The 23,951-nt window shown below is 71.8% G+C and carries 20 protein-coding genes; 17 read left to right on the forward strand and 3 right to left on the reverse strand.

Going from position 1 to position 23,951, the window contains the following annotated elements:
* The first annotated feature begins 8 nt into the window (after positions 1 to 8).
* The 15 genes from FHP08_RS02005 to gloA all read left to right on the forward strand — a co-directional run bounded on the left by FHP08_RS02005 (position 9) and on the right by gloA (position 17,343).
* Positions 9 to 419, forward strand: a complete 411-nt coding sequence (locus tag FHP08_RS02005) for a hypothetical protein (RefSeq protein ID WP_147702620.1) — start codon at positions 9 to 11, stop codon at positions 417 to 419.
* 86 nt (positions 420 to 505) lie between these two features.
* Complete coding sequence (gene miaB / locus FHP08_RS02010; protein ID WP_267285481.1) at positions 506 to 1,801, forward strand: tRNA (N6-isopentenyl adenosine(37)-C2)-methylthiotransferase MiaB; 1,296 nt, start codon at positions 506 to 508, stop codon at positions 1,799 to 1,801.
* A 4-nt stretch (positions 1,802 to 1,805) separates the two neighbouring features.
* Positions 1,806 to 3,203, forward strand: coding sequence for a tetratricopeptide repeat protein (locus tag FHP08_RS02015; protein WP_147702622.1), 1,398 nt, complete (start codon positions 1,806 to 1,808; stop codon positions 3,201 to 3,203).
* Between the two features lie 17 nt (positions 3,204 to 3,220).
* Positions 3,221 to 5,278 (forward strand): FecR domain-containing protein, encoded by a 2,058-nt coding sequence (locus FHP08_RS02020; RefSeq protein ID WP_147702623.1) that lies wholly within the window; start codon positions 3,221 to 3,223, stop codon positions 5,276 to 5,278.
* Between the two features lie 7 nt (positions 5,279 to 5,285).
* A complete protein-coding gene (locus FHP08_RS02025) occupies positions 5,286 to 6,254 on the forward strand; it encodes a PhoH family protein (protein WP_147702624.1) in 969 nt (322 codons plus the stop codon).
* Positions 6,226 to 6,732 carry an rRNA maturation RNase YbeY gene (ybeY, locus tag FHP08_RS02030; RefSeq protein WP_147702625.1) on the forward strand — a complete coding sequence of 169 codons (507 nt, stop codon included), beginning with the start codon at positions 6,226 to 6,228 and terminating at the stop codon, positions 6,730 to 6,732. The genes FHP08_RS02025 and ybeY overlap by 29 nt, the downstream gene beginning before the upstream one ends.
* Before the next feature lie 88 nt (positions 6,733 to 6,820).
* Entirely contained in the window at positions 6,821 to 8,872 is a 2,052-nt protein-coding gene (fusA, locus tag FHP08_RS02035; RefSeq protein WP_147702626.1) for an elongation factor G, read from the forward strand.
* Between the two features lie 423 nt (positions 8,873 to 9,295).
* Positions 9,296 to 10,177, forward strand: coding sequence for an HlyC/CorC family transporter (locus FHP08_RS02040; protein ID WP_147702627.1), 882 nt, complete (start codon positions 9,296 to 9,298; stop codon positions 10,175 to 10,177).
* 4 nt (positions 10,178 to 10,181) lie between these two features.
* Positions 10,182 to 11,705 (forward strand): apolipoprotein N-acyltransferase, encoded by a 1,524-nt coding sequence (gene lnt, locus FHP08_RS02045; protein WP_187272129.1) that lies wholly within the window; start codon positions 10,182 to 10,184, stop codon positions 11,703 to 11,705.
* A gap of 47 nt (positions 11,706 to 11,752) precedes the next feature.
* The gene (gene glyQ, locus FHP08_RS02050) at positions 11,753 to 12,640 is read left to right on the forward strand and encodes a glycine--tRNA ligase subunit alpha (protein WP_147702629.1); all 888 of its coding nucleotides are present in this window, start codon (positions 11,753 to 11,755) and stop codon (positions 12,638 to 12,640) included.
* Between the two features lie 4 nt (positions 12,641 to 12,644).
* Positions 12,645 to 14,789 carry a glycine--tRNA ligase subunit beta gene (gene glyS / locus FHP08_RS02055; protein ID WP_225878998.1) on the forward strand — a complete coding sequence of 715 codons (2,145 nt, stop codon included), beginning with the start codon at positions 12,645 to 12,647 and terminating at the stop codon, positions 14,787 to 14,789.
* Entirely contained in the window at positions 14,789 to 15,361 is a 573-nt protein-coding gene (gmhB, locus tag FHP08_RS02060; protein ID WP_147702630.1) for a D-glycero-beta-D-manno-heptose 1,7-bisphosphate 7-phosphatase, read from the forward strand. Before glyS ends, gmhB begins: the two co-directional genes overlap by 1 nt.
* Positions 15,362 to 15,374: 13 nt before the next feature.
* The gene (locus FHP08_RS02065; protein ID WP_147703107.1) at positions 15,375 to 16,139 is read left to right on the forward strand and encodes a lysophospholipid acyltransferase family protein; all 765 of its coding nucleotides are present in this window, start codon (positions 15,375 to 15,377) and stop codon (positions 16,137 to 16,139) included.
* Positions 16,139 to 16,951: a M48 family metallopeptidase gene (locus tag FHP08_RS02070; protein WP_147702631.1), complete on the forward strand. Its 813-nt coding sequence runs from the start codon at positions 16,139 to 16,141 to the stop codon at positions 16,949 to 16,951. Before FHP08_RS02065 ends, FHP08_RS02070 begins: the two co-directional genes overlap by 1 nt.
* Complete coding sequence (gloA, locus tag FHP08_RS02075) at positions 16,948 to 17,343, forward strand: lactoylglutathione lyase (protein ID WP_147702632.1); 396 nt, start codon at positions 16,948 to 16,950, stop codon at positions 17,341 to 17,343. The genes FHP08_RS02070 and gloA overlap by 4 nt, the downstream gene beginning before the upstream one ends.
* 1 nt (position 17,344) lies before the next feature.
* Here gloA and rsmA read toward each other — a convergent pair whose 3' ends face one another.
* The 3 genes from rsmA to FHP08_RS02090 are packed head-to-tail and all read right to left on the reverse strand — an operon-like array spanning position 17,345 to position 22,004.
* On the reverse strand, positions 17,345 to 18,166 hold the full coding sequence (gene rsmA, locus FHP08_RS02080; RefSeq protein ID WP_147702633.1) for a 16S rRNA (adenine(1518)-N(6)/adenine(1519)-N(6))-dimethyltransferase RsmA: 822 nt from the start codon (positions 18,164 to 18,166) through the stop codon (positions 17,345 to 17,347).
* Between the two features lie 38 nt (positions 18,167 to 18,204).
* Positions 18,205 to 19,653: a peptidylprolyl isomerase gene (locus tag FHP08_RS02085; RefSeq protein WP_147702634.1), complete on the reverse strand. Its 1,449-nt coding sequence runs from the start codon at positions 19,651 to 19,653 to the stop codon at positions 18,205 to 18,207.
* On the reverse strand, positions 19,650 to 22,004 hold the full coding sequence (locus FHP08_RS02090) for an LPS-assembly protein LptD (protein WP_147702635.1): 2,355 nt from the start codon (positions 22,002 to 22,004) through the stop codon (positions 19,650 to 19,652). The genes FHP08_RS02085 and FHP08_RS02090 overlap by 4 nt, the downstream gene beginning before the upstream one ends.
* A gap of 107 nt (positions 22,005 to 22,111) precedes the next feature.
* Between FHP08_RS02090 and FHP08_RS02095 the strand changes: the two genes are divergently transcribed.
* Positions 22,112 to 23,254: an aminoglycoside phosphotransferase family protein gene (locus FHP08_RS02095; RefSeq protein WP_147702636.1), complete on the forward strand. Its 1,143-nt coding sequence runs from the start codon at positions 22,112 to 22,114 to the stop codon at positions 23,252 to 23,254.
* Between the two features lie 10 nt (positions 23,255 to 23,264).
* A complete protein-coding gene (murU, locus tag FHP08_RS02100; RefSeq protein ID WP_147702637.1) occupies positions 23,265 to 23,942 on the forward strand; it encodes an N-acetylmuramate alpha-1-phosphate uridylyltransferase MurU in 678 nt (225 codons plus the stop codon).
* Positions 23,943 to 23,951: the final 9 nt, after the last annotated feature.

Below are 23,951 nucleotides of genomic sequence, written 5' to 3' on the forward strand. Positions count from 1 at the left end.
TCCCCACGATGAAGCGTTCGACCCCCGTCCTGCACCGGTGCCCGGCGCCGCCCCGGCGAAGCGCCCTGATCCGGATCGCCGCGCTGGCCCTGGCCCCAGGCCTGCCGGCCCTGATACCCGCCGCGCTCGCGCAAGCGCCCGGCACCCCGGTCCCGGGCCTGCGGCAGATCCCGGCCGATGCGCGCTACGGCGAATTCGAGATCCTCGCCTATCCCGAGGCCACGATCGACGGCAAGACCGTGCGGCTCGCCGCCGGCGCGCAGATCCGCGACGCCCGCAACATGATCGCCCTGCCCTCCACCGTGAGCGGCAGGCACCCGGCGCTCTATCGGCTCGACCCGTCGGGCCAGCTGTCGCGCGTCTGGCTCCTGGCCCCCGGAGAGATCGAGGCGGCCCGGGCCCGCCCGACCGGCGACTGAGCCGGACGCCTGCCGACCGAGAATCCCCGCGACCCTCCGCCAATCCAGTGACGCGCAAGCTCTACATCAAGACCTTCGGCTGCCAGATGAACGAGTACGACTCGGATCGGATGGCGGACGTGCTGGCGGCCACCGAGGGCGTCGAGCCCACCGACGACCCCGCGCAGGCCGACATCATCCTGTTCAACACCTGCTCGGTTCGGGAAAAGGCGCAGGAGAAGGTGTTCTCCGACCTCGGGCGGGTGCGTGCGCTCAAGCGCGAGCGGCCTGGCCTGATCGTCGGGGTCGGCGGCTGCGTGGCCAGCCAGGAAGGCGAGGCGATCGTTGCGCGCGCGCCCTACGTCGACGTGGTCTTCGGCCCGCAGACCTTGCACCGCCTGCCCGAGCTGATCGCGAAGCGCCGCGACACCGGTCGCCCGCAGGTCGACATCAGCTTCCCGGAGATCGAGAAGTTCGACAATCTCCCGCCGGCGCGGGTCGAGGGCTACACCGCCTTCGTGTCGATCATGGAAGGCTGCTCGAAGTACTGCAGCTTCTGCGTCGTGCCCTACACGCGCGGCGAGGAGGTCTCCCGCCCGTTCGAGGACGTGCTGACCGAGATCGCCGGCCTGGCCTCGCAGGGCGTGCGCGAGGTCACCCTGCTCGGCCAGAACGTGAACGCCTACGTGGGCCGGATGGCCGACGACGAGACCGCCGACTTCGCGCTGCTGCTCGAATACGTGGCGGAGATTCCCGGCATCGACCGGATCCGTTACACCACCTCGCACCCGAAGGAATTCACCCATCGGCTGATCGACGCGTATGCGCGCATCCCGAAGCTGGTGAGCCACGTCCACCTGCCGGTGCAGTCCGGCTCGGACCGGATCCTGGCCGCGATGAAGCGCGGCTACACCGCCCTCGAGTACAAGTCGATCATCCGCAGGCTCAGGGCGGCGCGTCCGGACATCAGCCTGTCCTCGGATTTCATCGTGGGCTTTCCCGGCGAGACCGCCGAGGACTTCGAGCGCACGATGAAGCTGGTCGAGGACACCGGCTTCGACCACTCCTTCTCGTTCGTCTACAGCTCGCGTCCCGGCACGCCGGCCGCCGACCTGCCCGACGACACGCCGCAATCGCTCAAGCTCGAGCGGCTGCGGCGTCTGCAGGCCGCGATCGACGCGAACGCCGCCCGGATCAGCCAGGCCATGGTGGGCACGGTGCAGCGTGTGCTGGTCGACGGCCGCGCCCGCAAGGACGCAAGCGAGCTGTCGGGCCGCACCGACAACAACCGGGTGGTCAATTTCGCCGGCGCCGATCGACTGCTGGGCAACTTCGCCGACGTCCGGATCACCGCCGCCCTTCCCCACTCGCTGCGCGGCGAAGTCGTCACCGTCGACGAATGAGCCGATGACGCCCAGCGCCGCCAGGCTGCTTCTCGCTCACGCCATCGTCGCCGGCCTTCTGGCCGCGCCGGCGCCGTGCGCGCAGGCGCAGCCGGCCCCGGGCAGCGCCGCGCAGGCGACGCCGGCCGCCGATCCGATCGGGCAGGCCGAGCGTCTGCTGGCTGCTGGGCGCGCCGAGGCAGCCTGGCAGATGCTGGAGGCCCGAGCGGCCGAGATGGCCGGCAGGCCCGATTTCGATTACCTGCTGGGACTGGCCGCGCTCGATTCCGGACGTCCGGGGCAGGCGATCTTCGCGCTGGAGCGCGTCCTGATGGCCCGGCCCGACTTCCTGCCTGCCCGCGCGGAGATCGCAAGAGCCTATTTCATGGCCAGGGAGACCGAGAATGCACGCCGCGAGTTCGCGGCCGTCGCCGCGCGCCGGATTCCCGAGGCAGCGCGGCAGACCATCGGCCGCTATCTCGATGCGATCGAGCGTGGCGACGTGGCCGGGGTGCCGCGCGCCACCGCGCGCGTGGAACTCGCGCTCGATGCGGGCTACGACTCGAACGTGAACTTCGGCAGCGCCTCGGGCCAGTGGGTGCTGGCCGACGGCACGGCGGTCACGCCGCTCGCGGCCTCGCTGCCTCGCTCGAGCAACACGCTGGGAGCCGTCCTCGCGGCCACGGCGTCGGGGCCGGTCTCCGCCTCGCTGGCCGGGCCGCTGGCCGGCAAGCTCGAGTGGAACCTCGGCGCCCGAGCCTCGCTTCGCCGTTACGACCGGGTGTCCGACTTCGACCAGGAGCAGTTCGACGTATCGAGCGGCCTGTCGCTGCGCAACGGCTGCCACCGCTACACGATCGCCGCGCTGCTGCAGCATCTTCGGCTCGACGGCCAGGCCTATCGCAACGCGTCGGGCGCGCTGCTGCAGTGGCAGTGCGAGACCGATCCGCGCACGCTGATCGGCGCCACCCTGCAGAGCTTCCGGCTCGACTTCCCGGGCGCCGGGCTGCGCGATGCGCGGCGCAACGCAGTGGGCCTGAACGCCGCCCGCATCCTCGATGGGGCATTGCGTCCCATCCTGATCGGCTCGATCGCCGCCGGCAAGGAGACCTCGCGCAGCGGGCTGGACAATCTCGGCCACGACTTCCTGAGCCTGCGGGCCGGGATGGTCGCCCGGCTGTCGGCCGACTGGCGCGGCACCACCGTGCTGGGCTGGGAGAAACGCGACTTCGACGGCGTGGAGCCGCTGTTCGGGACGGTGCGTGAAGACCGCCAGACCGAGCTGCGGATCGAGTTCGAGCGCCGCGTGAACAATCGCACGTTCGTGGCGCCGCAGATCGTCCACACTCGAAATCGCTCGACGCTGTCGCCGAACGACTTCCGCCGCACCGAGGTGGGTGTCCAGCTGCGACATCGGTTCTGACAGCGGAGTCGCGAACGATGCAAGCCGCCTCCCCCATCCTTGCCGAAGCACCGTCGCGGACCACGCGACCGCCGGCATGGGCGCACGCCTTGCGTCGCCTCGCCGCGCCGTTGTTGGCCGTCTGGCTCGCGCTGGCTGCGGGCTGGGCGGTCGCCGCCGACGGCGTGGTCATCGCGCTGGTCGGCATGGTGTCGGCCGAGCGCGTCGATTCCGCCGGCGGCGCGCCGGCCAGCCGGACACTGGGCGTAGGCAGCGAGCTCTTCCAGGGCGATCTGGTTCGAACCGGCCCGGACGGCCGCACGCAGATCCGGTTTTCGGACGGGGGGCTGGTGTCGCTCCAGCCGGGCACCGACTTCCGTATCGACGAGTACCAGTTCGACACGCCCGACGAGCGCAGCTTCTTCTCGCTGCTGCGCGGCGCGCTGCGCTCTGCCACCGGCGCGATCGGCAAGCGCGACCATGAGCATTACCGGCTGCGCACCCCGACCGCGACGATCGGCATTCGCGGCACCGAGTTCCTGGCCGAGGAAACCGTCTGCGCCCCGGTCTGCGCACCGGGCTCGCGCGCCGGGCTGAAGGTGTCGGTGACGCAAGGCAGGATTGCGCTCACCACGCGCGCTGGCACGCTCGAGGTCGGCGAAGGCCAGTCCGCCGAAGTCGAGAGCCCTGACGCGATGCCGCGCCTCGCCGCCGCCGGCCCGTTGCTGGCGCCGCCCACGCTTGCCGTCCGTGCCGGCGCAGGCTCTTCCCAGCCTGCGACCGGCGACCTGCCCTCGGCAGGGGGCGTCAGCGGATCGACAGCAGCCCGCGCGGTCGGGCCGGCGTCGGGCAGCGCGACAACGACGAAATCCGAAGGCGCCGGCTCGTCCGTGGCCCTGGCCAACGGCGGGTTCTTCCCGACCACGTCGTCGACCGTCGCGGCGAAGGCCGCCACGCCCGATGGCGGCGACGCGGCGGTCTCGGCGGGCGCCGGCGCGGGCAGCGGCGCCGGATCCGTGATGCCTGGATCGGGCCCCAGCACCGGTACCGGGGCAGGCAGTCTCGACGGTCTTTTCGACGACGCGTCGTGGATTCCGGCTGCCGGCGACGCCACGTCTGCGAACGCGGCGCGCGACCCGAGCGGCGACCTCGTCGCGGTGGTCTCGGCGTCCGGGGCCGCGCCGCCTCCACCAGTCGGCGGCCCGGGCGGTGATCCCGGTCCCGACCCGGGCTCCGGTTCAGGATCCGATCCGGGCTCCGGCCCGGGCTCCGATCCGGGTTCCGACCCCGGCTCACCCGGCAGCGGCGGCGCCCCGATCGGGCCAGGGCACACCGGGATCGCGGGCCGGGTGTCCATTTCCCTGACCGGCCTGCCGATTTCCTGGCTCAGTTCGCTCGGGCTCGATTCGGCCGAGGCGAGCTATCACCTCGACAAGGCGACGACCCTGGAGTCCGTCGGACTATGCCCATCGTTCGCCTGCCTGGCACGAGGCACGACACGGGTCGCGGAATCGGGACACGACGCCCAGGTCGCCTGGGGTCGGTGGACCGACGGCGTGCTGGCACCGCGCGGCCTGCTGGCGCTGATCCTCCCCACCGAGCGCGCACGCCGGCTGACCGAGAACCAGGGCATCCACTACATGGTGGGCGTGCCATCGGAGACGGTGCCCACGCAGGGCACCTTCGGCTACACGCTGATGGGTGCCACGCGCCCGACCATGGCCGACGGCAGCCTCGCGCCCGGTTCCTTCGCAGCCCGGGCGGCGGTGCAGTTCGGCCCGGCCCAGCCGGCGAGGATCGGCCTGGAAGGACAGGTAAGCCTGGGGGGCAGCACGATCGGATTCACGACGACCGGCGGCATCGCGAATCCCGGCGCCAGCGAGCTGGCCACCGGCGCACGCTTCGGTTTTTCGGGCTCGGTCGATGCCGGTTCAGCCGGCGCCGACGTTGTCGGGTGCGCCACCTCGGGATGCAGGGTCGAACTGCGGGGCGGGCTCTTCGGCCCCGATGCCAGCCGTCTGGGATTGACTTACACTGTCCGCGGCGACTCGCCCGATCGCGCGATCGGTGGCGCCGCCGTCTTCGGAAAACAGTGATCGATTCTTGAAAGCAAAGACCCTCGAGTTCAGCCCCGACATCGCCGACAACCGGCGACTCGCCAACCTGTGCGGCCCCCTTGACCAGAACCTGCGGCAGATCGAGGAAGCCTTCGACGTCAAGCTGGCGCGACGCGGCGACGTCTTCTCGGTGGAAGGCCCCGCGCCGGCCGCGCGCCGGGCGCTGGCGGCACTGGAGCACTTCTGGACGCTGTCCGAGACTCCGCTGTCGCTCGACGACATCCAGCTCGGCCTGGTCGAGCGGCGCGCGCCCCGGCCCGCCCCGATCGCCCCCGATGCCGGCGACGAGGCCCCCGTGCTGCACACCCGCCGCGCCGACCTCCAGGGCCGCACGCCGCGCCAGCGCGAATACCTGCGCAACATCCTGTCGCACGACATCACCTTCGGCATCGGCCCGGCCGGCACCGGCAAGACCTACCTCGCGGTGGCCTGCGCGGTCGACGCGCTCGAGCGCGACGCGATCCAGCGGATCGTGCTGACCCGGCCGGCAGTCGAGGCCGGCGAGCGGCTCGGCTTCCTGCCCGGCGACCTGGCGCAGAAGGTCGACCCCTACCTGCGTCCGTTGTACGACGCGCTCTACGACCTGCTGGGCTTCGAGCGCACCGCGCGCATGTTCGAGAAGCAGGCGATCGAAATCGCGCCGCTGGCCTACATGCGAGGGCGCACGCTCAACAACTCATTCATCATCCTCGACGAAGCGCAGAACACGACGCCCGAGCAGATGAAGATGTTCCTCACCCGCATCGGCTTCGGCTCGCGCGCGGTGGTCACCGGCGACATGACCCAGATCGACCTGCCGCGCGGCCAGGGCTCGGGGCTGATCGAGGCGCGCCGCGTGCTGCGCGGCATCCGCGGCCTGGCCTTCACCGAGTTCGACAGCAGCGACGTCGTCCGTCACCCGCTGGTGGCCCGGATCGTCGACGCCTATGAGCGCTTCGCGAACAAGGAAGACTGAGCGCCCGACGCTCTCGCTGTCCATCCAGCTCGGCGACGGCGTCGCGGCGCTGCCGGCCGCGCGCGCGCAGTTGCGCCGCTGGGTCGCTGCCGCGGTCGAGGCCGACGCCGCGCTCACGCTGCGCTTCGTCGGGCAGGCCGAAGGCCGGATGCTGAACCGCGACTACCGCGGGCGTGACTACGCGACCAACGTGCTGACATTCGCCTACGACCCGCCCGCCGGCCCCGGGGCGGCGGCGCTCCCGTCCGACCGCGCCCCGGCGGTCCAGGCCGACATCGTCATCTGCATGCCGGTGCTCGAGCGCGAGGCCCGCGAGCGGCGCATCCCGCTCGCGCACCACCTCGGCCACCTGGTCGTGCACGGCGTGCTGCACGCCTGCGGCCACGATCACGAGCACGACGACGAGGCGCGCGAAATGGAAGCGCGCGAGACCGCGCTGCTGGCCCGCTTCGGAATTCCCGACCCCTACCAGGGCTAGCCCGGGCACGCGGCCGGCGCTTGCGCCCGCCCGCCGATCGCTTCATCCTAGTCACCCGTTGCCGCATGGCGGCGCAAGGGAGTCACGCATGGCTGCGCATCCAAGCGAGAACCTGCGAACCCTGGCCTTCGTCGGTCATGCCGGCGTGGGCAAGACCACGCTGATCGAGGCGCTGCTGGCGAGTACCGGCGCGATTCCCTCGACCGGCAGCGTCGAGGGCGGGGACACCGTGTGCGACTACGACCCGCTCGAGAAAGTCCACGGCCATTCGCTGAAGCTGGCCTGCGCGCATTTCGAGCGCGACGGCGTGCGCGCCCACCTGCTCGACACGCCCGGCTACCCCGATTTCGCCGGCCGCGCGCTGGCCGCGCTCGACGCGGTCGAGACCATCGGCATCGTGATCGACGCGCAGCGCGGCGTGGAGCTCTCCACCGCGCGAATGGGCCTCTGGGCCCAGACCCGAGGGCTCTGCCGGGTCGTGATCGTGAACCGCATCGACGCGGCCGAGGCCGACCTGCCGGCCCGGCTCGACGAGATCCGCGCCACCCTGGGCCGCGAATGCCTGCCGCTCAACCTGCCGGCCGAGGGCGGGGCGCGGGTCGTCGACTGCTTCTTTGCGCCCGATGGGAGACCGACCGACTTCGACAGCGTCGAGAGCGCGCACCGCGCACTCGTCGAGCAGATCGTCGAAGTCGACGATTCGCTGACCGAACGCTACCTGGCCGGCGAGGCCATCGAGGCCGGCGCACTGCACGACGCCTTCGAGCGCGCGCTGCGCGAAGCGCACATCGTGCCGGTGCTGTTCGTGTCGGCGCGCACCGGCGCGGGCGTGGCCGAGCTCGCCGACTTCGTCGTCCGCTTGTGCCCGCATCCGCTCGAGGGCAATCCGCCCCTGTTCGAACGCTGGCCGGAAGGAGATCCGTCCCGGGCGAAGGCCTTCGTCGCCAGTCGCTCGCCCGAAGACCACGTGCTCGCCCACGTGTTCAAGGTCGAGATCGACCCCTACGTCGGCCGCATCGGCGTGGTGCGCGTGCACCAGGGCACCCTGCGCCCCGGCGCGTCCCTCTATGTGGGCGAAGGCCGCAAGGCCGTGCGCATCGGCAATCCCGTGCTCCTTCAGGGGCGCGAACAGAAGCCGCTCGCCGCCGCCGGTCCCGGCGAGATCTGCGCGCTGGCCAAGGTCGACGAGATCGCCTTCGACGCGGTGCTGCACGACGCGCCCGAAGACGCCGCAATCCACTTCAAGCCCTTGCCCATTCCGCACGCGGTCTACGGCCTGGCGCTCAGGGTGGCCAGGCGGGGCGACGAGCAGAAGCTCGCCGAAGTCCTGCAGCGGCTCACGCTCGAGGATCCGAGCCTGGGCGTCGAGCACGACCCCACCACGCACGAGGCGGTGATCCGCGGCCTGGGCGAGCTGCACGTGGCCGGCGCGCTGGAGCGGATCCGCTCGCTCTACCGGCTCGAGGTCGAGGCGCATCCTCCCAGCATCCCCTACCGCGAAACGATCGCCGCGCCGGCCGAGGGCCACCACCGCCACAAGAAGCAGAGCGGCGGCGCCGGCCAGTTCGGCGAGGTCTTCCTGCGGGTCGCCCCGCTCGCGCGCGGCGAGGGTTTTCGCTTCGTCGACGAGGTCAAGGGCGGCGCGATCCCGGGGCCGTTCATCGCGGCGGTCGAGAAGGGCGTGCGGCAGGCGCTCACCGAGGGCGCGGTCGCGGGGTTTCCGGTGCAGGATGTCGCGGTCACCGTCTACGACGGCAAGAGCCACCCGGTGGACGGCAAGGAGATCGCCTTCGTCACCGCCGGGCGCAAGGCCTTCCTCGACGCGGCCGCCCGCGCCCGGCCGGTGGTGCTCGAACCGATCCTCGGACTCGAGATCACGGTGCCCGAAGAAGCGATCGGCGCGGTGTCGGGCGAACTCTCCGCCCGCCGCGGCCAGGTCTCCGGCTCCGGCACCGCCCGCGCCGGCATGGTCACCCTGAGCGCCCGCGCGCCGATGGCCGAGCTCGAAGACTTCCAGGGCCGCCTGAAGGCCGTCACCGGCGGCCAGGGCAGCTACACCCTGGAGCTGATCGGCTACGAAGAAGCCCCGCCCCCCGTCCAGGCCAGGCTGCGCGCCGCCTGGAAGCCCGCCGAGGAGTGAGCCGGGCGTACAGGGCACGCGATGCGCTGCAGGCAAGGCAGGCGACGCGACGCTGCCGCCCGAGCAAGCCGGCGCCGCAGGCACGGCGGCCGAACGACGAGACCTCCAGGCCGCGGGAGCGCGCCCCGGCCCGCCGGACATTCGGGGCAAGCCGCGCGCTGACGAAGGAGCCGGCGATCAGCGAGGGCGCTGTCCGAGCGGGCCCGTTGGGCCCGCGAGTTGCGCCCGAGCCGCCGGCGACGAGGCAGGCGCGGGAACCCCTCGCCGCAGGCGAGGGGTGCCGCCCCATGTCCGGCGGGCCGGGGCGCGCTCCCGCGGCCGCGCACACGGATCGAACGGACGCCGCGTCCGGGCCGAGCGACCGTTTGGCGCCCCCGAATCGCATCGGTTATCCTCGATCCGCCCCGACTCCCCCCGCCATCCATGTCAGACGACTCACCGGGCCCGGACGCCCGGCGCCCGCTGTTCGAGCGACTGGCCGCGCTGCTGTTGCGCGTGCCCGAGGACCGCGAGCAGTTGCTCGGCGTGCTGCGACAGGCCCACGATCGATCGCTGCTCGACGCCGACGCGCTGTCGATGATCGAAGGCGTGCTGCAAGTCGCCGAGCTTTCCGCGGTCGACGTCATGGTGCCCCGCGCGCAGATGGACGTGATCGACGTCTCCGAGCCGCCGGAAGCCTTCCTGACCAAGGTGATCGCCACCGCGCACTCGCGTTTCCCGGTGGTCGAGGGCGATCGCGACAACGTGGTCGGCATCCTGCACGCGAAGGAGCTGCTGCGGATGTACGGCGGCGAGGAAGTCGACCTGCGCGACCTGCTGCGCCCCGCCATCTTCATTCCCGAATCCAAGCGGCTCAACGTGCTGCTGCGCGAGTTCCGCGTCAACCGCAACCACCTGGCGATCGTGGTCGACGAGTACGGCGGCACGGCCGGCCTGATCACGATCGAGGACGTGCTCGAGCAGATCGTGGGCGACATCGAGGACGAGTTCGACTTCGACGAGGAGATCGACCACATCGTGCCGGTCGAGCCTTGCGCCGCCGGCCCGCGCTGGCGCGTGCGCGCGATCGCCGGCATCCGCCAGCTCAACGAGATCGCCGGCAGCGCCCTCTCCGACGAGGACGTCGACACGGTGGGCGGCCTGGTCACCGACACGCTGGGGCGGGTGCCCCGCCGCGGCGAGCGGGTGGAGATCGACGGCCTCGTCTTCGAGATCCTGCGCGCCGACGCTCGCCAGGTCCATCTGCTCCTGGTCGAGCGGCTGGCGTCACGCCATCCCGACGACCAGGGCGCGGCGCGCGACTGACCCGGTGCGCCCAGACCGGCTCCGGCGCGCGGTGCTGCCCGGCGCGGCCTTCGCCGCCGGCCTCGTGCATGCGGCGGCCTTCGCGCCGCTGAACCTGTGGTGGCTGCAATTGCTGGCGCTCGCCGCCGCGATCCGGCTCGCCTGCGCCGCCGCGACCCTGCGGTCGACCGCGCTGGTCGGACTGGCCTTCGGGTTCGGATGGTTCGTGAGCGGGGTGGCCTGGCTCTTCGTGAGCATGCATCGCTATGGCGGCATGCCTGCGCCGATGGCGGCGGCGGCGTTGATGCTGTTCGCGCTCTACCTCGGCGCGTTCGCCGCGGCAAGCCTCGCGCTCGGCGCGCCCGTCCTGCGCCAGGCGCGTCACGGTGCCGCGCTGCTGTTCGCCGGGGCCTGGGGTGCCGGCGAGATGCTGCGTGGCTGGCTGTTCACCGGCTTCCCGTGGCTGTCCTCGGGCTACGCCCATGTCGACGGGCCGCTCGCCGGCCTGGCGCCGCTGGTGGGCGCGCACGGGGTCGGCACGCTGGCCGCGCTGGTCGCTGCGGGCCTCGCGCTGGCGACCACCGGCCGGCGAGGCGCGTCCTTCGCCGCGCTGGCCTGCGTGGGGCTGCCGCTGCTGGCGGGCCTCGCCCTGGGTCCGGTGCGCTGGTCGCAAGAGGCGGGAGAACCGATCCGCGTGAGGCTCCTGCAAGGCAACGTGCCCCAGCAGCTGAAGTTCGATCCGCAACGCAGCGTGGCGGCCATGCAGGCCTACGCCCGGTCGATCGCCGCCCAGCCCGCCGACCTGGTCGTGCTGCCCGAGACAGCCTGGACGCTTCCCTGGTCGCACACGCCGCAGGCGATCGCCGACGCGATCACGGCGTCGCTCGGACACGGCGGCATCGCCGCGATCGGGATGCCGCTGCCCGCGACCACCCGCCGCGGCGAGCCCACGCTCGCCAACAGCGTGGCGGCGATCGGCGCCGGCGGCCCGCTGCCCTGGCGCTACGACAAGCGGCACCTGGTCCCCTTCGGCGAGTTCGTGCCGACCGGCTTCGGCTGGTTCGTTCGGATGATGAACATTCCGCTGGGCGACTTCGGCCGCGGCACGCCGCACCAGCCGGCGCTGCCGGTGCGCGACCAGCGGCTGGCCTTCAACATCTGCTACGAGGACATCTTCGGCCGCGAGCTGGCGCCGCAGGTGCGCGACGGCGCCACGATCCTGGTCAACCTCAGCAACATCGCCTGGTTCGGCGATTCGCATGCGCTGCCCCAGCACCTGCAGATCGCGCGGATGCGCTCGATCGAGCTGGCCCGCCCGATGCTTCGCGCCACCAACACCGGCATGACCGCCGCGATCGACGCGCGCGGCCGGGTCCTCGGCGCCCTCGAGCCCTACACCGAGGACGCGCTCGCCATCGAGCTGCGCGGCAGCGCCGGCCTGACCCCGTACGCGCGCGCCGGCGACCTCGCGCCAGCGGCGCTGATCGCCCTGCTGGCGCTGGCCGGCCTCGGCCTGGGCGCCCGGCTGCCGCACAAAGCGGCACGATAGAATGGCGGTTTAGTCCTGACACGCCCGCCCCCGGGCCCGCCTCGTCGATGCTCACTTTCCAGCAGATGATCCTGCGCCTTCAGGCGTACTGGGACCAGCGCGGCTGCGCGCTGCTGCAGCCCTACGACATGGAGGTCGGTGCCGGCACCTTCCACACCGCCACCTTCCTGCGCGCGATCGGGCCCGAGCCCTGGCGCGCGGCCTACGTGCAGCCCTCGCGCCGCCCGAAGGACGGCCGCTACGGCGACAACCCGAACCGCCTGCAGCACTACTACCAGTACCAGGTGGTGCTCAAGCCCTCGCCGCCCGACATCCTGGACATGTACCTCGGCTCGCTGGAGGCGATCGGCATCGACCTGCAGGCCAACGACGTGCGCTTCGTCGAGGACGACTGGGAGTCGCCCACGCTGGGCGCCTGGGGCCTGGGCTGGGAAGTCTGGCTCAACGGCATGGAAGTCACGCAGTTCACCTACTTCCAGGAAGTCGGCTCGCTGAAGTGCCAGCCCATCACCGGCGAGATCACCTACGGCCTCGAGCGGCTCGCGATGTACCTGCAGCGTGTCGAGAGCGTCTACGACCTGCAGTGGACCGAGGGCGTCACCTATCGCGACGTCTTCCACCAGAACGAGGTCGAGCAGTCGACCTACAACTTCGAACACTCGAATGCGCCGATGCTGTTCCGGCACTTCGACGAATACGAGGCCGAGGCGAAGCGCCTGATCGAGGCCAGCCTCGCCCTGCCGGCCTACGAGATGGTCATGAAGTGCTCGCACACCTTCAACCTGCTCGATGCCCGCGGCGCGATCTCGGTGACCGAGCGCGCCGCCTACATCGGCCGCGTGCGCGCGCTGGCGCGCGCCGTCGCCCAGGCCTATCACGACTCCCGCGAGCGGCTCGGCTTCCCGATGCTCGCCCCGCTCAACGCCGCAGCCTGAAGCCGTGACCGCAGCCCTGCTCTCCCCTTCGCCCGCGACGACCGCCCCGCTGCTCGTCGAACTGTTCACCGAGGAACTGCCTCCCAAGGCGCTCGCCCGGCTCGGCCAGGCCTTCGCCGAAGGCATCGCCGAAGGCCTGCGCACGCGCGGCCTGGCGGCCGCCGACGCGCGCGTCGAGCGCTTCGCCACGCCGCGCCGCCTCGCGGTGCGCGTGCACGGCGTACGCTCGCAGGCACCCGAGCGCGCGGTCGAGCAGAAGGGCCCGTCGGTCAAGGTCGGCCTCGACGCCGATGGCCTGCCCACGCAGGCCCTGCTCAAGTGGGCCGAGCGCCAGGGCGCCGAGATCCGCCAGCTCGAGCGGGCCAGCGACGGCAAGCAGGAATGCTTCTGGTTCCGCAGCACCGCGCCGGGCGAGATCCTCGACGCATCGATCGAGGCGATCGTCGAGCACGCACTCGGCCGGCTGCCCATCCCCAAGCTGATGCAGTACCAGCTGGCCGACGGCCGCACCACCGTGAGCTTCGTGAGGCCGGTCCACGGGCTGGTCGTGCTGCACGGCGACCGGCTCGTGCCCGCGCAGGTGCTGGGCGTGCACGCCGGCAGCATCACGCACGGCCATCGCTTCCAGTCCTCTGGCGCGCTGGAGATCCCCGACGCGCTGTCCTACGAAGCCGTGCTGCGCGAGCGCGGCCGCGTCGTGGCCTCGTTCGACGAGCGCCGCGCCCGGATCGCGAGCCTGCTGCAGGAACGCGCCGCCGCGCTCGGCGCGAGCATCGGCGAGGGCGACACGGTGGAGGCGCTGCTCGACGAGGTCACCGCGCTGGTCGAGTGGCCGGCCGTCTACCTGGGCGAGTTCGAGGGCGACTTCCTGAAGGTGCCGCCCGAGTGCCTGATCCTCACCATGCGCACCAACCAGAAGTACTTCCCGCTCTTCGACGCGAGCGGGAAGCTCCTGCCGAAGTTCCTGCTGGTGTCGAACATGGAGGTCGACGACCCGTCCTTCATCGTCGACGGCAACCAGCGCGTGGTGCGCCCTCGCCTGGCCGACGCGCGCTTCTTCTTCGAGCAGGACCTGAAGGCCACGCTCGAATCGCGCGTGCCGCGGCTGGCCTCGGTGGTCTACCACGCCAGGCTCGGCTCGCAGGGCGAGCGCGTCGAACGCGTCCGCGCGATCGCGCGCGAGATCGCCGGCATGCTGGGAGCGGACGTCGCGAAGGCAGATCGCGCCGCGCTGCTCGCCAAGGCCGACCTGCTCACCGGCATGGTCGGCGAGTTCCCCGAGCTGCAGGGCATCATGGGCGCCTATTACGCCCGGCACGACGGCGAGCCCGAGGAGGTCGCGGTCGCGATCCGCGAACATTACCAGCCGCGCTTCGCCGGCGACGCCCTGCCCTCGCAGACCACCGGCCTGGTGCTCGCCATGGCCGACAAGCTCGAGACGCTGGCCGGCCTGTTCGGCATCGGCCAGCTGCCGACCGGCGACAAGGACCCGTTCGCGCTGCGCCGTCACGCGCTGGGCCTGATCCGCATGCTGGTCGAGGCCAGGCTTGCGCTGTCGTTGTCCGCGCTGCTGCGCTGCGCCTTCGCGGCCTTCGGCGGCAAGGTGGCCGACGCCAGCGATGCGCTCGCCGGCTTCGTCCACGAGCGGCTCGCCGGCTGGCTGCGCGAGCGCGGCTTCAGCGCGCAGGAAGTCGCCGCCGTGGTCGACCAGGGCCCCGACGACCTGGCCGAGGTGCCGGCCCGCCTGGAGGCGGTCCGGGCCTTCTCCGGCCTGCCCGAAGCGCAGGCGCTGGCCGCGGCCAACAAGCGGATCGGCAACATCCTGCGCAAGGCAGAAGGCGCCGACCTGGCGGCCGCCTCCGGGGCCACCGGCGGCTTCGACGCCGCGCTGCTCGCGGAGCCGGCCGAACGGGCGCTCGCCGACACCATCGTGGCGCTCGCGCCCGGCGTCGACGCGGCGATGCAGGCGTCGGACTACGGCACCGCGCTCGCGCTGATGGCGCGCGCCCGCGAGCCGGTCGACCGCTTCTTCGATTCGGTGATGGTCATGGCCGACGACCCGGCGGTGCGCGCCAATCGGCTTGCGCTCCTCGCGCGGCTGCGCGAGCTGATGAACCGCGTGGCCGACATCTCGAGGCTGTCCGTCTGATGCCGGGCGGCGAGCGCGGCGCGCGCCCGAAGCTGATCATCCTCGACCGCGACGGGGTGATCAACCTCGACAGCGACGCCTACATCAAGAGTCCCGACGAATGGCGGCCGCTGCCCGGGAGCATCGAGGCGATCGCCCGGCTCACCAAGGCAGGCTTTCGCATCGCGGTCGTGACCAACCAGTCGGGCGTGGCGCGCGGGCTGTTCGACCTGCAGGTGCTGGCCGCGATCCACGCCAAGATGCTCGGGCTGGTCGAGAAGGCCGGCGGGCGGATCGACGCGATCTTCTTCTGCCCGCACGGCCCGAACGCGGCCTGCGAGTGCCGAAAGCCCAGGCCGGGGCTGTTCGTCGAGGCGCTCGAGCGCTTCGGCGCCCTGCCCGCCGAGACCTGGTCGGTCGGCGACCAGTTGCGCGACCTGCAGGCCGCGCACGCTGCCGGCTGCCGCACGGTGCTGGTGCTCAGCGGCAAGGGGCAGGCCACGATGCAGCGCGGCGATCTGCCGCCCGGCACGATCGTGCGCGTCGACCTCGCCGCGGTGGCTGCCGAGATCGCGGCGCCGGGTGACAGCTGATCGCGAAGCCGCGATGCTGGCGCTTCGGTCCGCGCTGTTCCTGCTGTTCCAGGTGGTCACCGTGGTGCCGTACGCGCTCGGATGCCTGCTCCTCGCGCCGCTGCCACGGCCGCTGCGGTACCGCTACACGGTCGGCTGGCCCAGGCTGGTGATCTGGGCCGCGCGCGCGCTGGTCGGCATCCGGTGGCGGGTCGTCGGCGCGGAGAATCTCCCCGACGGCCCCGCGATCGTGCTGGCCAAGCATCAGTCCACCTGGGAGACCCTGTTCCTGGCCTCGTGGCTGCCGCGAGAGGTCTGCTACGTGTTCAAGCGGGAGCTGCTCTACCTGCCCTTCTTCGGCTGGGGCATCGCGCTGCTCGACATGATCCACATCGACCGCGGCCGACGGGCCAATGCCTTCGAACAAGTGGTCTCGCAGGGCACGCGCAAGCTGGCGGAAGGCCGCTGGATCATCGTCTTTCCCGAGGGCACGCGCACGCCGGCCGGTTCGCAGGGCCGCTACAAGAGCGGCGGCGCGCGGCTCGCGGTGCGCACCGGCGCGCCGGTGGTTCCGATCGCGGTGAACTCCGGCGAATGCTGGCCGCGCCGCGCATTCGTGTTGCGCCCGGGAGTGATCACCGTGTCGATCGGCCCGCCGATCCCGGCAGCGGGCCGCGACGCCGACGCGGTGAACGCGACGGTCGAAGGCTGGATAGAATCCGAGATGCGCCGGCTGAGCCCTCACCTGTATGCCGGCACCCCGAAGCCGGCACGGGCCGGCGACTCGCGAACGAGCTGATGCCCAAGGAAACCGGTCGCGCCCTCGACTCGAGACAGCTTTCGCTGTTCGACAACCTGCGCGCGGATGCTGCCGAAGTCGCACCTGTCGGCACGCCGGCGCGCCGCGTGCTGCTCGGCGGCCATCCGGTCGCCTGGGAACTGCGCCGGGCGCGCCGCCGCACGATCGGCTTCATGATCGATCACCGCGGGCTGCGGGTGAGCGCGCCCCGCTGGGTCACGCTGTCCGAGATCGAGCGCGCGCTCGTCGAGAAGGCCGACTGGATCCTGCGCAAGCTCGCCGAGTGGCGCGAGCACGCCGCGCGGCGCGAGCGGCTCGCGCCGCGCTGGGAAGACGGCGCGCCGCTCAGGCTGCTGGGCCGCACGCTCACCATGCGGATCGACGCGCGCGTGGGCGGTGTGGCGCTGGCCGGCGAGGAACTTCTGGTCGGCCTGCCGGCAGGCGCCGGCCCCGAGCAGTTCCGCGACATCGTGCAGTCCTGGCTGCAGCAGCGCGCCCGCGAGGTCTTCGCCGAGCGCATCCCGGTGTTCTCGGAGCGGCTGGGCCGTGCCCCGGCGCGCTGGACGATCTCCTCCGCGCGCACCCGCTGGGGCAGTTGCTCGGCCGACGGCTCGATCCGGCTGAACTGGCGACTCGTGCACTTCCCGCTCGAGATCGTCGACTACGTCATCGCACACGAGCTCGCGCACCTGCGCGAGATGAACCACAGCCCCCGCTTCTGGTCCACCGTCGGCTCGCTGTTCCCCGAGTTCGAGCGCGCGCGCGACTGGCTCAAACGCATTCCCGATCCCGAACGAGGAGAACCGAAATGAGATTCCTGCACACCATGCTGCGTGTCGGCGACATGCAGCGGTCGATCGATTTCTACACCAAGGTGCTGGGCATGAACCTGCTGCGCACCACCGAGCGGCCCGAGCAGAAGTACTCGCTCGCCTTCGTGGGCTTCGGCAAGGGCAACGCCGAGGGCCAGGGCGAGATCGAGCTCACCTGCAACCACGGCGTGTCCTCGTACGAGATGGGCGGCGCCTACGGGCACATCGCGATCGAGGTGCCCGACGCGTATGCCGCCTGCGACCGCATCAAGGCCGCCGGCGGCAACGTCACCCGCGAGGCCGGGCCGGTCAAGGGCGGCACCACGGTGATCGCCTTCGTGCAGGATCCGGACGGCTACAAGATCGAGCTGATCGAGCGCAAGCCCGGCTGATTCAGCGCGCGGCCGCCACCCGCGCCGCGAGCGCGCGCCAGGTGTCCACGTCGATCTCCTCGGCGCGCGCGGTCGGCGCGATTCCCTCGGCCGACACGCCGCGCTGCGCGAGCCAGGGCAGCAACGTGCCGCGCAGCATCTTTCGCCGCTGGCCGAACGCCACCGCCAGCACCTGCTGCAGCGGAGCGGGGTCTTCCGCCTCGCGATCGCGGCGCACCGTCATGCGCACCACGGCCGAGTCGACGCGCGGCGGCGGGTCGAAGGCCTCGGGCGGCACGTCGAACAGGCTGTCACAGTGATGGAAGGCCTGCATCAGCACCGACAGCCTGCCGTAGTCGCCGCTGCGGGGCGCGGCCACGATCCGGTCGACCACCTCCTTCTGCAGCATGAAGTGCTGGTCGTGCACGATGGCGCGATAGTCGAGCAGCCGCACCAGCAGCGGGCTGGAGATGTTGTAGGGCAGGTTGCCCACGATCCGCAGGCGCTCGCCCGCGGCAGCCGCCTCGGCCGGCAGCACGGCGGCGAAATCGAAGGCCAGCGCGTCGCCTTCGTGCAGCCCGAGTCTGTCCTGCGGATGACGCTTGCGGAGCCGCGCCGCGAGGTCGCGGTCGATCTCCACCGCCTGGATCGCATCGATGCGCTCGAGCAGCGCATCGGTGAGCGCGGCGAGCCCTGGCCCGATCTCGACGATGTGCTGGCCGTCGCGCGGCGCGATCGCGTCGACGATCGCGCGCACCACGCCGATGTCGGCGAGGAAATGCTGGCCGAAACGCTTTCGCGCGCGGTGTCCGCTGGTGGCCGGCGCGCCGGGTTTCCTGCTCACGGTCGGCCACCCGCTGCTCGCCAGGGCGCGTTCACGCCTCAGTTCCCGTCGAGCTTGTACTCGACGTAGGTGCTGTCGCGAAGCTGCCGCAGCCAGTCCTGGAAACGCTCCTCGATGCGCCGCGCGCGCAGGATCTCGCGCACCCGCTGGCGCAGCCGCTCGGGCGAGGCCTCGTCGGTGCGCCGCTCGAGCACCTGGATCAGGTGAACGCCGAAGGGCGTGCGAACCGGCTCGCCGACCTGGCCCGGCGACAGCGCGTTCATCGCGCGCTCGAATTCGGGCACCGTGTCGCCGGGATAGACCCAGCCGAGATCGCCGCCGCGCCCCGCGCTGCCGTCGGCCGAATACTGGCGCGCCATCTCGCCGAAATCGGCGGTGCCGCCCTGCACCCGCTCGCGGATCTCGCGCAGGCGGCGGAAGGCCTCTTCTTCGCTGACCACTTCGTTCGGGCGGATCAGGATGTGCCGGGCGCGCGTCTGGGTGACCGGTTGGCTCTGCAGCGAAGAGCCGGAACCCTCGCGCTTGTCGACCAGCTGCAGCAGGTGGAAGCCCGCCGGGCTGCGCAGCAGCGGCGAAAGCTGGCCGCGATCGAGCGAGCCCACCGCATTGGCGAACAGCTCGGGCAAGCGATCGGCGCTGCGCCACTCGAGCAGGCCGCCGTTCAGCGCATCGGGCGCATCGGAGAACGCCGCCGCCAGCCGCGCGAAGCTCGCTCCGCCCTCGATCTGGCGCCGGATTTCCTCGCCGCGCAGACGCTGCCGCTCGATCTGCTCGGGGCTCGCCCCCTCGGGCACGCGCAGCAGGATCTGGGCGACGCGGTACTCGGCCGCGCCGCCCGCCTGTCCCCCCTGGCTTGCGAGGAAGGCGTCGATGTCGGCCTCGCTGACCTGGACCTTCGCGTCGACCTCGCGCTCGCGCACGCGCGTGCGAAGGATCTCGCTGCGGATGTCTTCGCGGAAGCGGGCAAAGCTCCGCCCGTCCCGCTCGACCCGCTCGCGCAGCTGCGGAACCGTCAGGCGGTTCTCCTGGGCGATGCCGGCGATCGCGCGGTCGAGCTGCTGGTCGTCGACACGGATGCCGTATTCGCGCGCCCGCTGCAGCTGCGCACGCTCGACGATCATCTGCTCGAGCAACTGGCGAAGCATCACGTCGCGCGGCGGCAGCTCGGTGCCCTGGCGCCGGAGCTGGGCGCTCACCAGTTCGGCCCGCCGCTCGAGCTCGCGCAGCGTGATCACGTCGTTGTTGACCACCGCCACCACCCGGTCGATCTCGCGGATCGCGCCGCCCTGCGCGGCGCTGCCGGACGCGGGCGCCGGCCGGGCGGCATCGCCCGCCGGCGCTTCGGATCCGGCGCCGGGCAGTCGCAGCCCCGAGCCGCCCGGCGCCGGGGCGCGCAGCTGCGCGACGGCGGTCGACGCGAAGAGGGCGAATGCGAGCGCCGCGAAGGCCGCCCGCAGGGCTCGCGACGTGGTCTGACGATCTTTCATTCGTATCCGAAGTAGCGCGAAGTCGGACCCGGCGTGACGTCCGGCACGCGGAAGCCGGGAATGTTCCGGCGCAGTATATCGAACGGGTCGGAGCCGATCCTGCCCAGCCCCTTGAGCTCGAGCTGGAAGAAGAAGGCGGTGGTCGAGGTATCGACGCCGGTCGTGTAGCGCTGGATCACGAAACGCGAGATCCAGCAGCAGGCGTCGTACTCGAGGCCGAGCACGCTCTCGACGATGCCGCGCTGGTTCGGGATGCCGCTCACCGGGTCGCGGCCGCTGTCGAGGAACGAGTAGTTGAGCCGGCCCATCGACATCCAGCGCTTCGACAGCGGCCAGCGCCACGAGGTGTCGAACTGGCCGATCTCCTCGCGCCGGTAGCGGGTGCCCACGTTGAGCACCTGCCCCTCGCGCGGCAACCAGCGCCACACCGCGCTGAACCGGGGAATGCGCGAGCTCTCCAGGCTGTACTGCAGGCCGGTGTCGAAGCTCATTCCCTGGCCGAACTTGCCGCCGGCCGCCAGCAGGATGTCCGACTTGCCGTCGGTGACCGGCGGCAGGCCGGGCAAGGTCACCCTCTGGTCCGAGAAGTAGATGCGCTGGCCGACCGCGAAGCGCATGCGCTCCGCCCCGGTGGACGGCTCCACCATCCGCGACACCGCCGCTGCAGTGAGCTGGTTCACGTCGGCGATCCGGTCGTGCCCCACGAAGGTGTTCTCGGAGAAGAGCTGGGCGAAGCTGAAGTCGGTGGTCGCCGAATCGAAGACCGGGAAGGTCGACTGGTCGCGGTAGGGGGTGCGCGCGTAGAAGAGCCTCGGCTCGAGCGTCTGGATCGTGTCGCGACCGAAGAAGCGGGTCTCGCGCTCGAAGACCAGCCCGGCGTCGACCGAGAAGGTGGGCACGACCCGCGTGAGCGTGGTCTCGAAGCCGGCGTTGCGGTCGAGCTGGTAGGCGGTGGCGTGAAGCGAGACCTTCGGCACGATCGACCAGCCGGGCCGCACGATCGGCCAGCTGACCTGGGTGTTGCCGAACATCCGCCAGCCCTGCGGCCCGGTGGGCGTGGGCGAGGCGAAGAGCGTGGCGTCGAGCGTGGTGTCGATGTCGAAGCCGGCCACGTCGCGCTTGACCTGGCGCAGCTGCATCTGCGGCACCCGCTCGTAGGGCCCCGGTCGCGCATCGAGGATGGGCTGCCACTTCTGCACGTCGAGCAGCAGCGACCAGTCGCGGCCCACGACGCGCGAGGCGTAGAAGCGCTGCGGCAGCACCCGGTCGGCCGCCGTGAGGATGGAGCGCGAATAGTCGATGAAGTAGTTGTCGTCGGACACGCCGCGCACCAGCCAGCCGCCGCTCCAGCCCGCGTAGCCGTTGAACGCGTGCTGCAGGCCGTAGTAGTGGCGCGACTCGCCGGTGACCAGGTCGCTCGGGTTCACCTCGAAATCGATCTGCCCGGAGAAGCGCGGCTCGAGGTAGCGGAACTCGCCCCCGAACTGCGCGCCGCGCCGGGTGCTCAGGCGCGGGTACAGGGTGAAGTCGCGATTCGGCGCGATGTTCCAGTAATAAGGCACGACCACGTCGAGGCCGGTTCGCGAGTTGATCGCCAGGGTGGGCGGCAGGAAGCCGCTCTTGCGCTCGTCGCCCAGCGGAAAGGCGAACGCCGGCAGCGCGAGGATCTTCAGCCCCATGAAGCTCAGGCTGGCCGAGCGCCCGGTGCCCATGCCCTCTTCCTCGTCGAGCTCGAGCGTGCGGGCCTGCAGGATCCAGTCGGGATCGTCGGGCTCGCAGGTGGTGTAGCTGGCCTCGCGAAAGCGCGTGCGCGACGGCCCCAGGAACTCGATCAGGGCGGCGCGCCCGCGTCCGCGGTACTGGGGAAAGTAGTAGCCGGGCGACGAGAAGCTGCCTTCGCTCGTGTCGAGCCTGAGTCGAAGTTGCGGCCCGGCGAAGACGTTGCCGTCGCGGTTCACGCGAACGTTGCCGACCGCGAAGACTTCTTCGTCGGCCTCGTAGTAGGTGATCCGGTCCGCGCGCAGCACGGTGCCCGCGCGGCGCAGCTCGGCCTCGCCCTCGAGCGTGCTGTCGCGACCGGTGCGACCGGTGAGCCGCTCGCCGCTGCCATAGACCGGCAGCGCGTCGCCCCCGGCAGCCTTGCGCTCGCCGAGCCGGGATTCGAACCGAAGCCGCAGCGGCTGCGTGCCGGCATCGGGAGCGCTCGCCTGCGCGAGGGCCCCGGCAGGCAGCGCGGCCGCCAGTGCGCAGCCCAGCAGGGCCGGAATCACCCCGGCAAACCCGGCCGCGCCGCGCGAGAGCGCCGGCAGCGGACGAAGGTTTCGGAGGGCAGGCTTCTGTCGGCGACCCATTCGGAAGAAAGGCGCCCGCTGGGAGGGCGCGAGGACATGCCGGGCTGGCGCCGACGGCTCGCCTTATTATACGGATCGAAGAGCCTCGCCGACGCCCCGCCGCGCCCATGACCCGCCCGGAGTCCCCCTCCTTGTCCTCGACCTCGTCCGATACCGCGACCGCGCCCGACGCGACCGCGCCCGACCCTCGTCTCGCGCTGCTGCGCGAGTGGCTCGCCGGGCTGGCCGACCGGCACGAACTGCAGGTCGACTCGATCCGGCCCGCGTCGAACGACGCGAGCTTCCGGCGCTACTTCCGCATCGACACCGGCGTCGAGTCGATGGCGGGCAGCGTGATCGCGATGGACGCGCCGCCGCCGCAGGAAGACTGCCGCCCGTTCGTGCACGCCGCCGAGGTCTTCGCGGCGGCCGGCCTGAGGGTGCCGGCCGTGCTGGAGGCCGACCTGGCGCGCGGCTTCCTGCTGCTCGAGGACTTCGGCGGCGAGACCCTGCTCGACCGGCTCGGGCGCAGCGACCCGGCCGACGACGCGCGGATCGAGCGTCTGTATCGCGGCGCCACCCACGCGCTGATCACCATGCAGGCGGCCAGCCGGGCAGGAGTGTTCCCGGACTACGACCGCGTGCTGCTCGAGCGCGAGCTGATGCTCTACCCCGACTGGTACCTGGCCAGGCATCGCGGCGTCGCATTGACCGACGACGACCGCAACGCGCTGCGCGCGGCCTTCGATGCGCTGCTCGCGAACAACCTCGGGCAGGCGCGCGTCTTCGTGCATCGGGACTACCACTCGCGCAACCTGATGGTCCTGCCCCCTGCCGCCCGTGGCCCGGCGCGCGACGACGACTCGCCCGCGCCCGGCGTGCTCGACTTCCAGGACGCGGTCCATGGCCCGATCACCTACGACCTGGTCTCGCTGCTTCGCGATGCGTATGCAAGCTGGCCCGAAGACCGGCAGATCGACTGGGCGATCCGCTGGTGGGAGGCGGCCCGGGCGCGCGGCCTGCCGGTGCCGCACGACTTCGGCGACTTCTGGCGCGACTTCGAGTGGATGGGCCTGCAGCGGCACCTGAAGGTGCTGGGCATCTTCGCGCGGCTGCATCACCGCGACGGCAAGGACCGCTACCTCGCCGACATGCCGCGCGTGCTCGCCGCGGCGATCGAGGTGGCCGGCCGCTACGACGCCTTCGGCGGGCTCGCGCGGCTGATCGATCGCGTCGAGAACCGCGCGCTGCGCGCCGGCTACACCTTCTGAATCCCCTGCGATGCGCGCGATGATCCTGGCCGCCGGCCGCGGCGAGCGGATGCGGCCGCTGACCGACACCTGCCCCAAGCCGCTCCTGCTGGCAGGCGGCAAGCCGCTGATCGCCTGGCATCTCGAGGCGCTGGCGGCAGCGGGCTTTCGCGAGGTGGTGATCAACCACGCGCACCTGGGCACGCTGCTCGAACGGGCGCTGGGCGACGGCGCGCGCTGGGGCCTGCGGATCTCGTGGTCGCCCGAGAACCCGGCGCTCGAGACCGCCGGCGGCATCGCGCACGCGCTGCCGCTGCTCGGTGGCGAACCCTTCCTGGTGATCAACGGCGACGTCTTCTCCGACTTCCCGCTGGCGCGGGCGCGCACGATCGCCGCGCAGATGGCTGCCGCGCGCCTGCTCGCCTGGTGCGTGCTGGTGCCCAATCCGCCGCATCATCCCGACGGCGATTTCGCGCTGGCCGACGGCCTGCTCGATGCGGGACGGCGCAACCTCACCTTTTCCGGCATCGGCGTCTACCGGCCCGAGCTGTTCGCGGGGCTCGATCCCGACGCGCCGGCCCGGCTGGCGCCGCTGCTGCGCGAAGCCGCGGCGCGCGGGCGCGTGGGTGCCGAACTGCACGACGGCCGCTGGATCGACGTGGGCACCCCCGAGCGGCTCGCCGCCGTCGATGCACAATTGCGTCGCTGACGCAGGAGT

Origin of the sequence: Zeimonas arvi (assembly GCF_008039575.1) — a bacterium.
Classification (GTDB): Bacteria; Pseudomonadota; Gammaproteobacteria; order Burkholderiales; family Burkholderiaceae_E; genus Zeimonas; species Zeimonas arvi.

Coding starts and splice junctions, on each gene's coding strand:
- FHP08_RS02005 (WP_147702620.1), top strand. CDS start 9: ATGAAGCGTTCGACCCCCGTCCTGCACCGGTGCCCGGCGCCGCCCCGG.
- miaB (WP_267285481.1), top strand. CDS start 506: ATGAACGAGTACGACTCGGATCGGATGGCGGACGTGCTGGCGGCCACC.
- FHP08_RS02015 (WP_147702622.1), top strand. CDS start 1,806: ATGACGCCCAGCGCCGCCAGGCTGCTTCTCGCTCACGCCATCGTCGCC.
- FHP08_RS02020 (WP_147702623.1), top strand. CDS start 3,221: ATGCAAGCCGCCTCCCCCATCCTTGCCGAAGCACCGTCGCGGACCACG.
- ybeY (WP_147702625.1), top strand. CDS start 6,226: ATGAGCGCTTCGCGAACAAGGAAGACTGAGCGCCCGACGCTCTCGCTG.
- fusA (WP_147702626.1), top strand. CDS start 6,821: ATGGCTGCGCATCCAAGCGAGAACCTGCGAACCCTGGCCTTCGTCGGT.
- FHP08_RS02040 (WP_147702627.1), top strand. CDS start 9,296: ATGTCAGACGACTCACCGGGCCCGGACGCCCGGCGCCCGCTGTTCGAG.
- glyQ (WP_147702629.1), top strand. CDS start 11,753: ATGCTCACTTTCCAGCAGATGATCCTGCGCCTTCAGGCGTACTGGGAC.
- gmhB (WP_147702630.1), top strand. CDS start 14,789: ATGCCGGGCGGCGAGCGCGGCGCGCGCCCGAAGCTGATCATCCTCGAC.
- FHP08_RS02065 (WP_147703107.1), top strand. CDS start 15,375: ATGCTGGCGCTTCGGTCCGCGCTGTTCCTGCTGTTCCAGGTGGTCACC.
- FHP08_RS02070 (WP_147702631.1), top strand. CDS start 16,139: ATGCCCAAGGAAACCGGTCGCGCCCTCGACTCGAGACAGCTTTCGCTG.
- gloA (WP_147702632.1), top strand. CDS start 16,948: ATGAGATTCCTGCACACCATGCTGCGTGTCGGCGACATGCAGCGGTCG.
- FHP08_RS02085 (WP_147702634.1), bottom strand. CDS start 19,653: ATGAAAGATCGTCAGACCACGTCGCGAGCCCTGCGGGCGGCCTTCGCG.
- FHP08_RS02090 (WP_147702635.1), bottom strand. CDS start 22,004: ATGGGTCGCCGACAGAAGCCTGCCCTCCGAAACCTTCGTCCGCTGCCG.
- FHP08_RS02095 (WP_147702636.1), top strand. CDS start 22,112: ATGACCCGCCCGGAGTCCCCCTCCTTGTCCTCGACCTCGTCCGATACC.
- murU (WP_147702637.1), top strand. CDS start 23,265: ATGCGCGCGATGATCCTGGCCGCCGGCCGCGGCGAGCGGATGCGGCCG.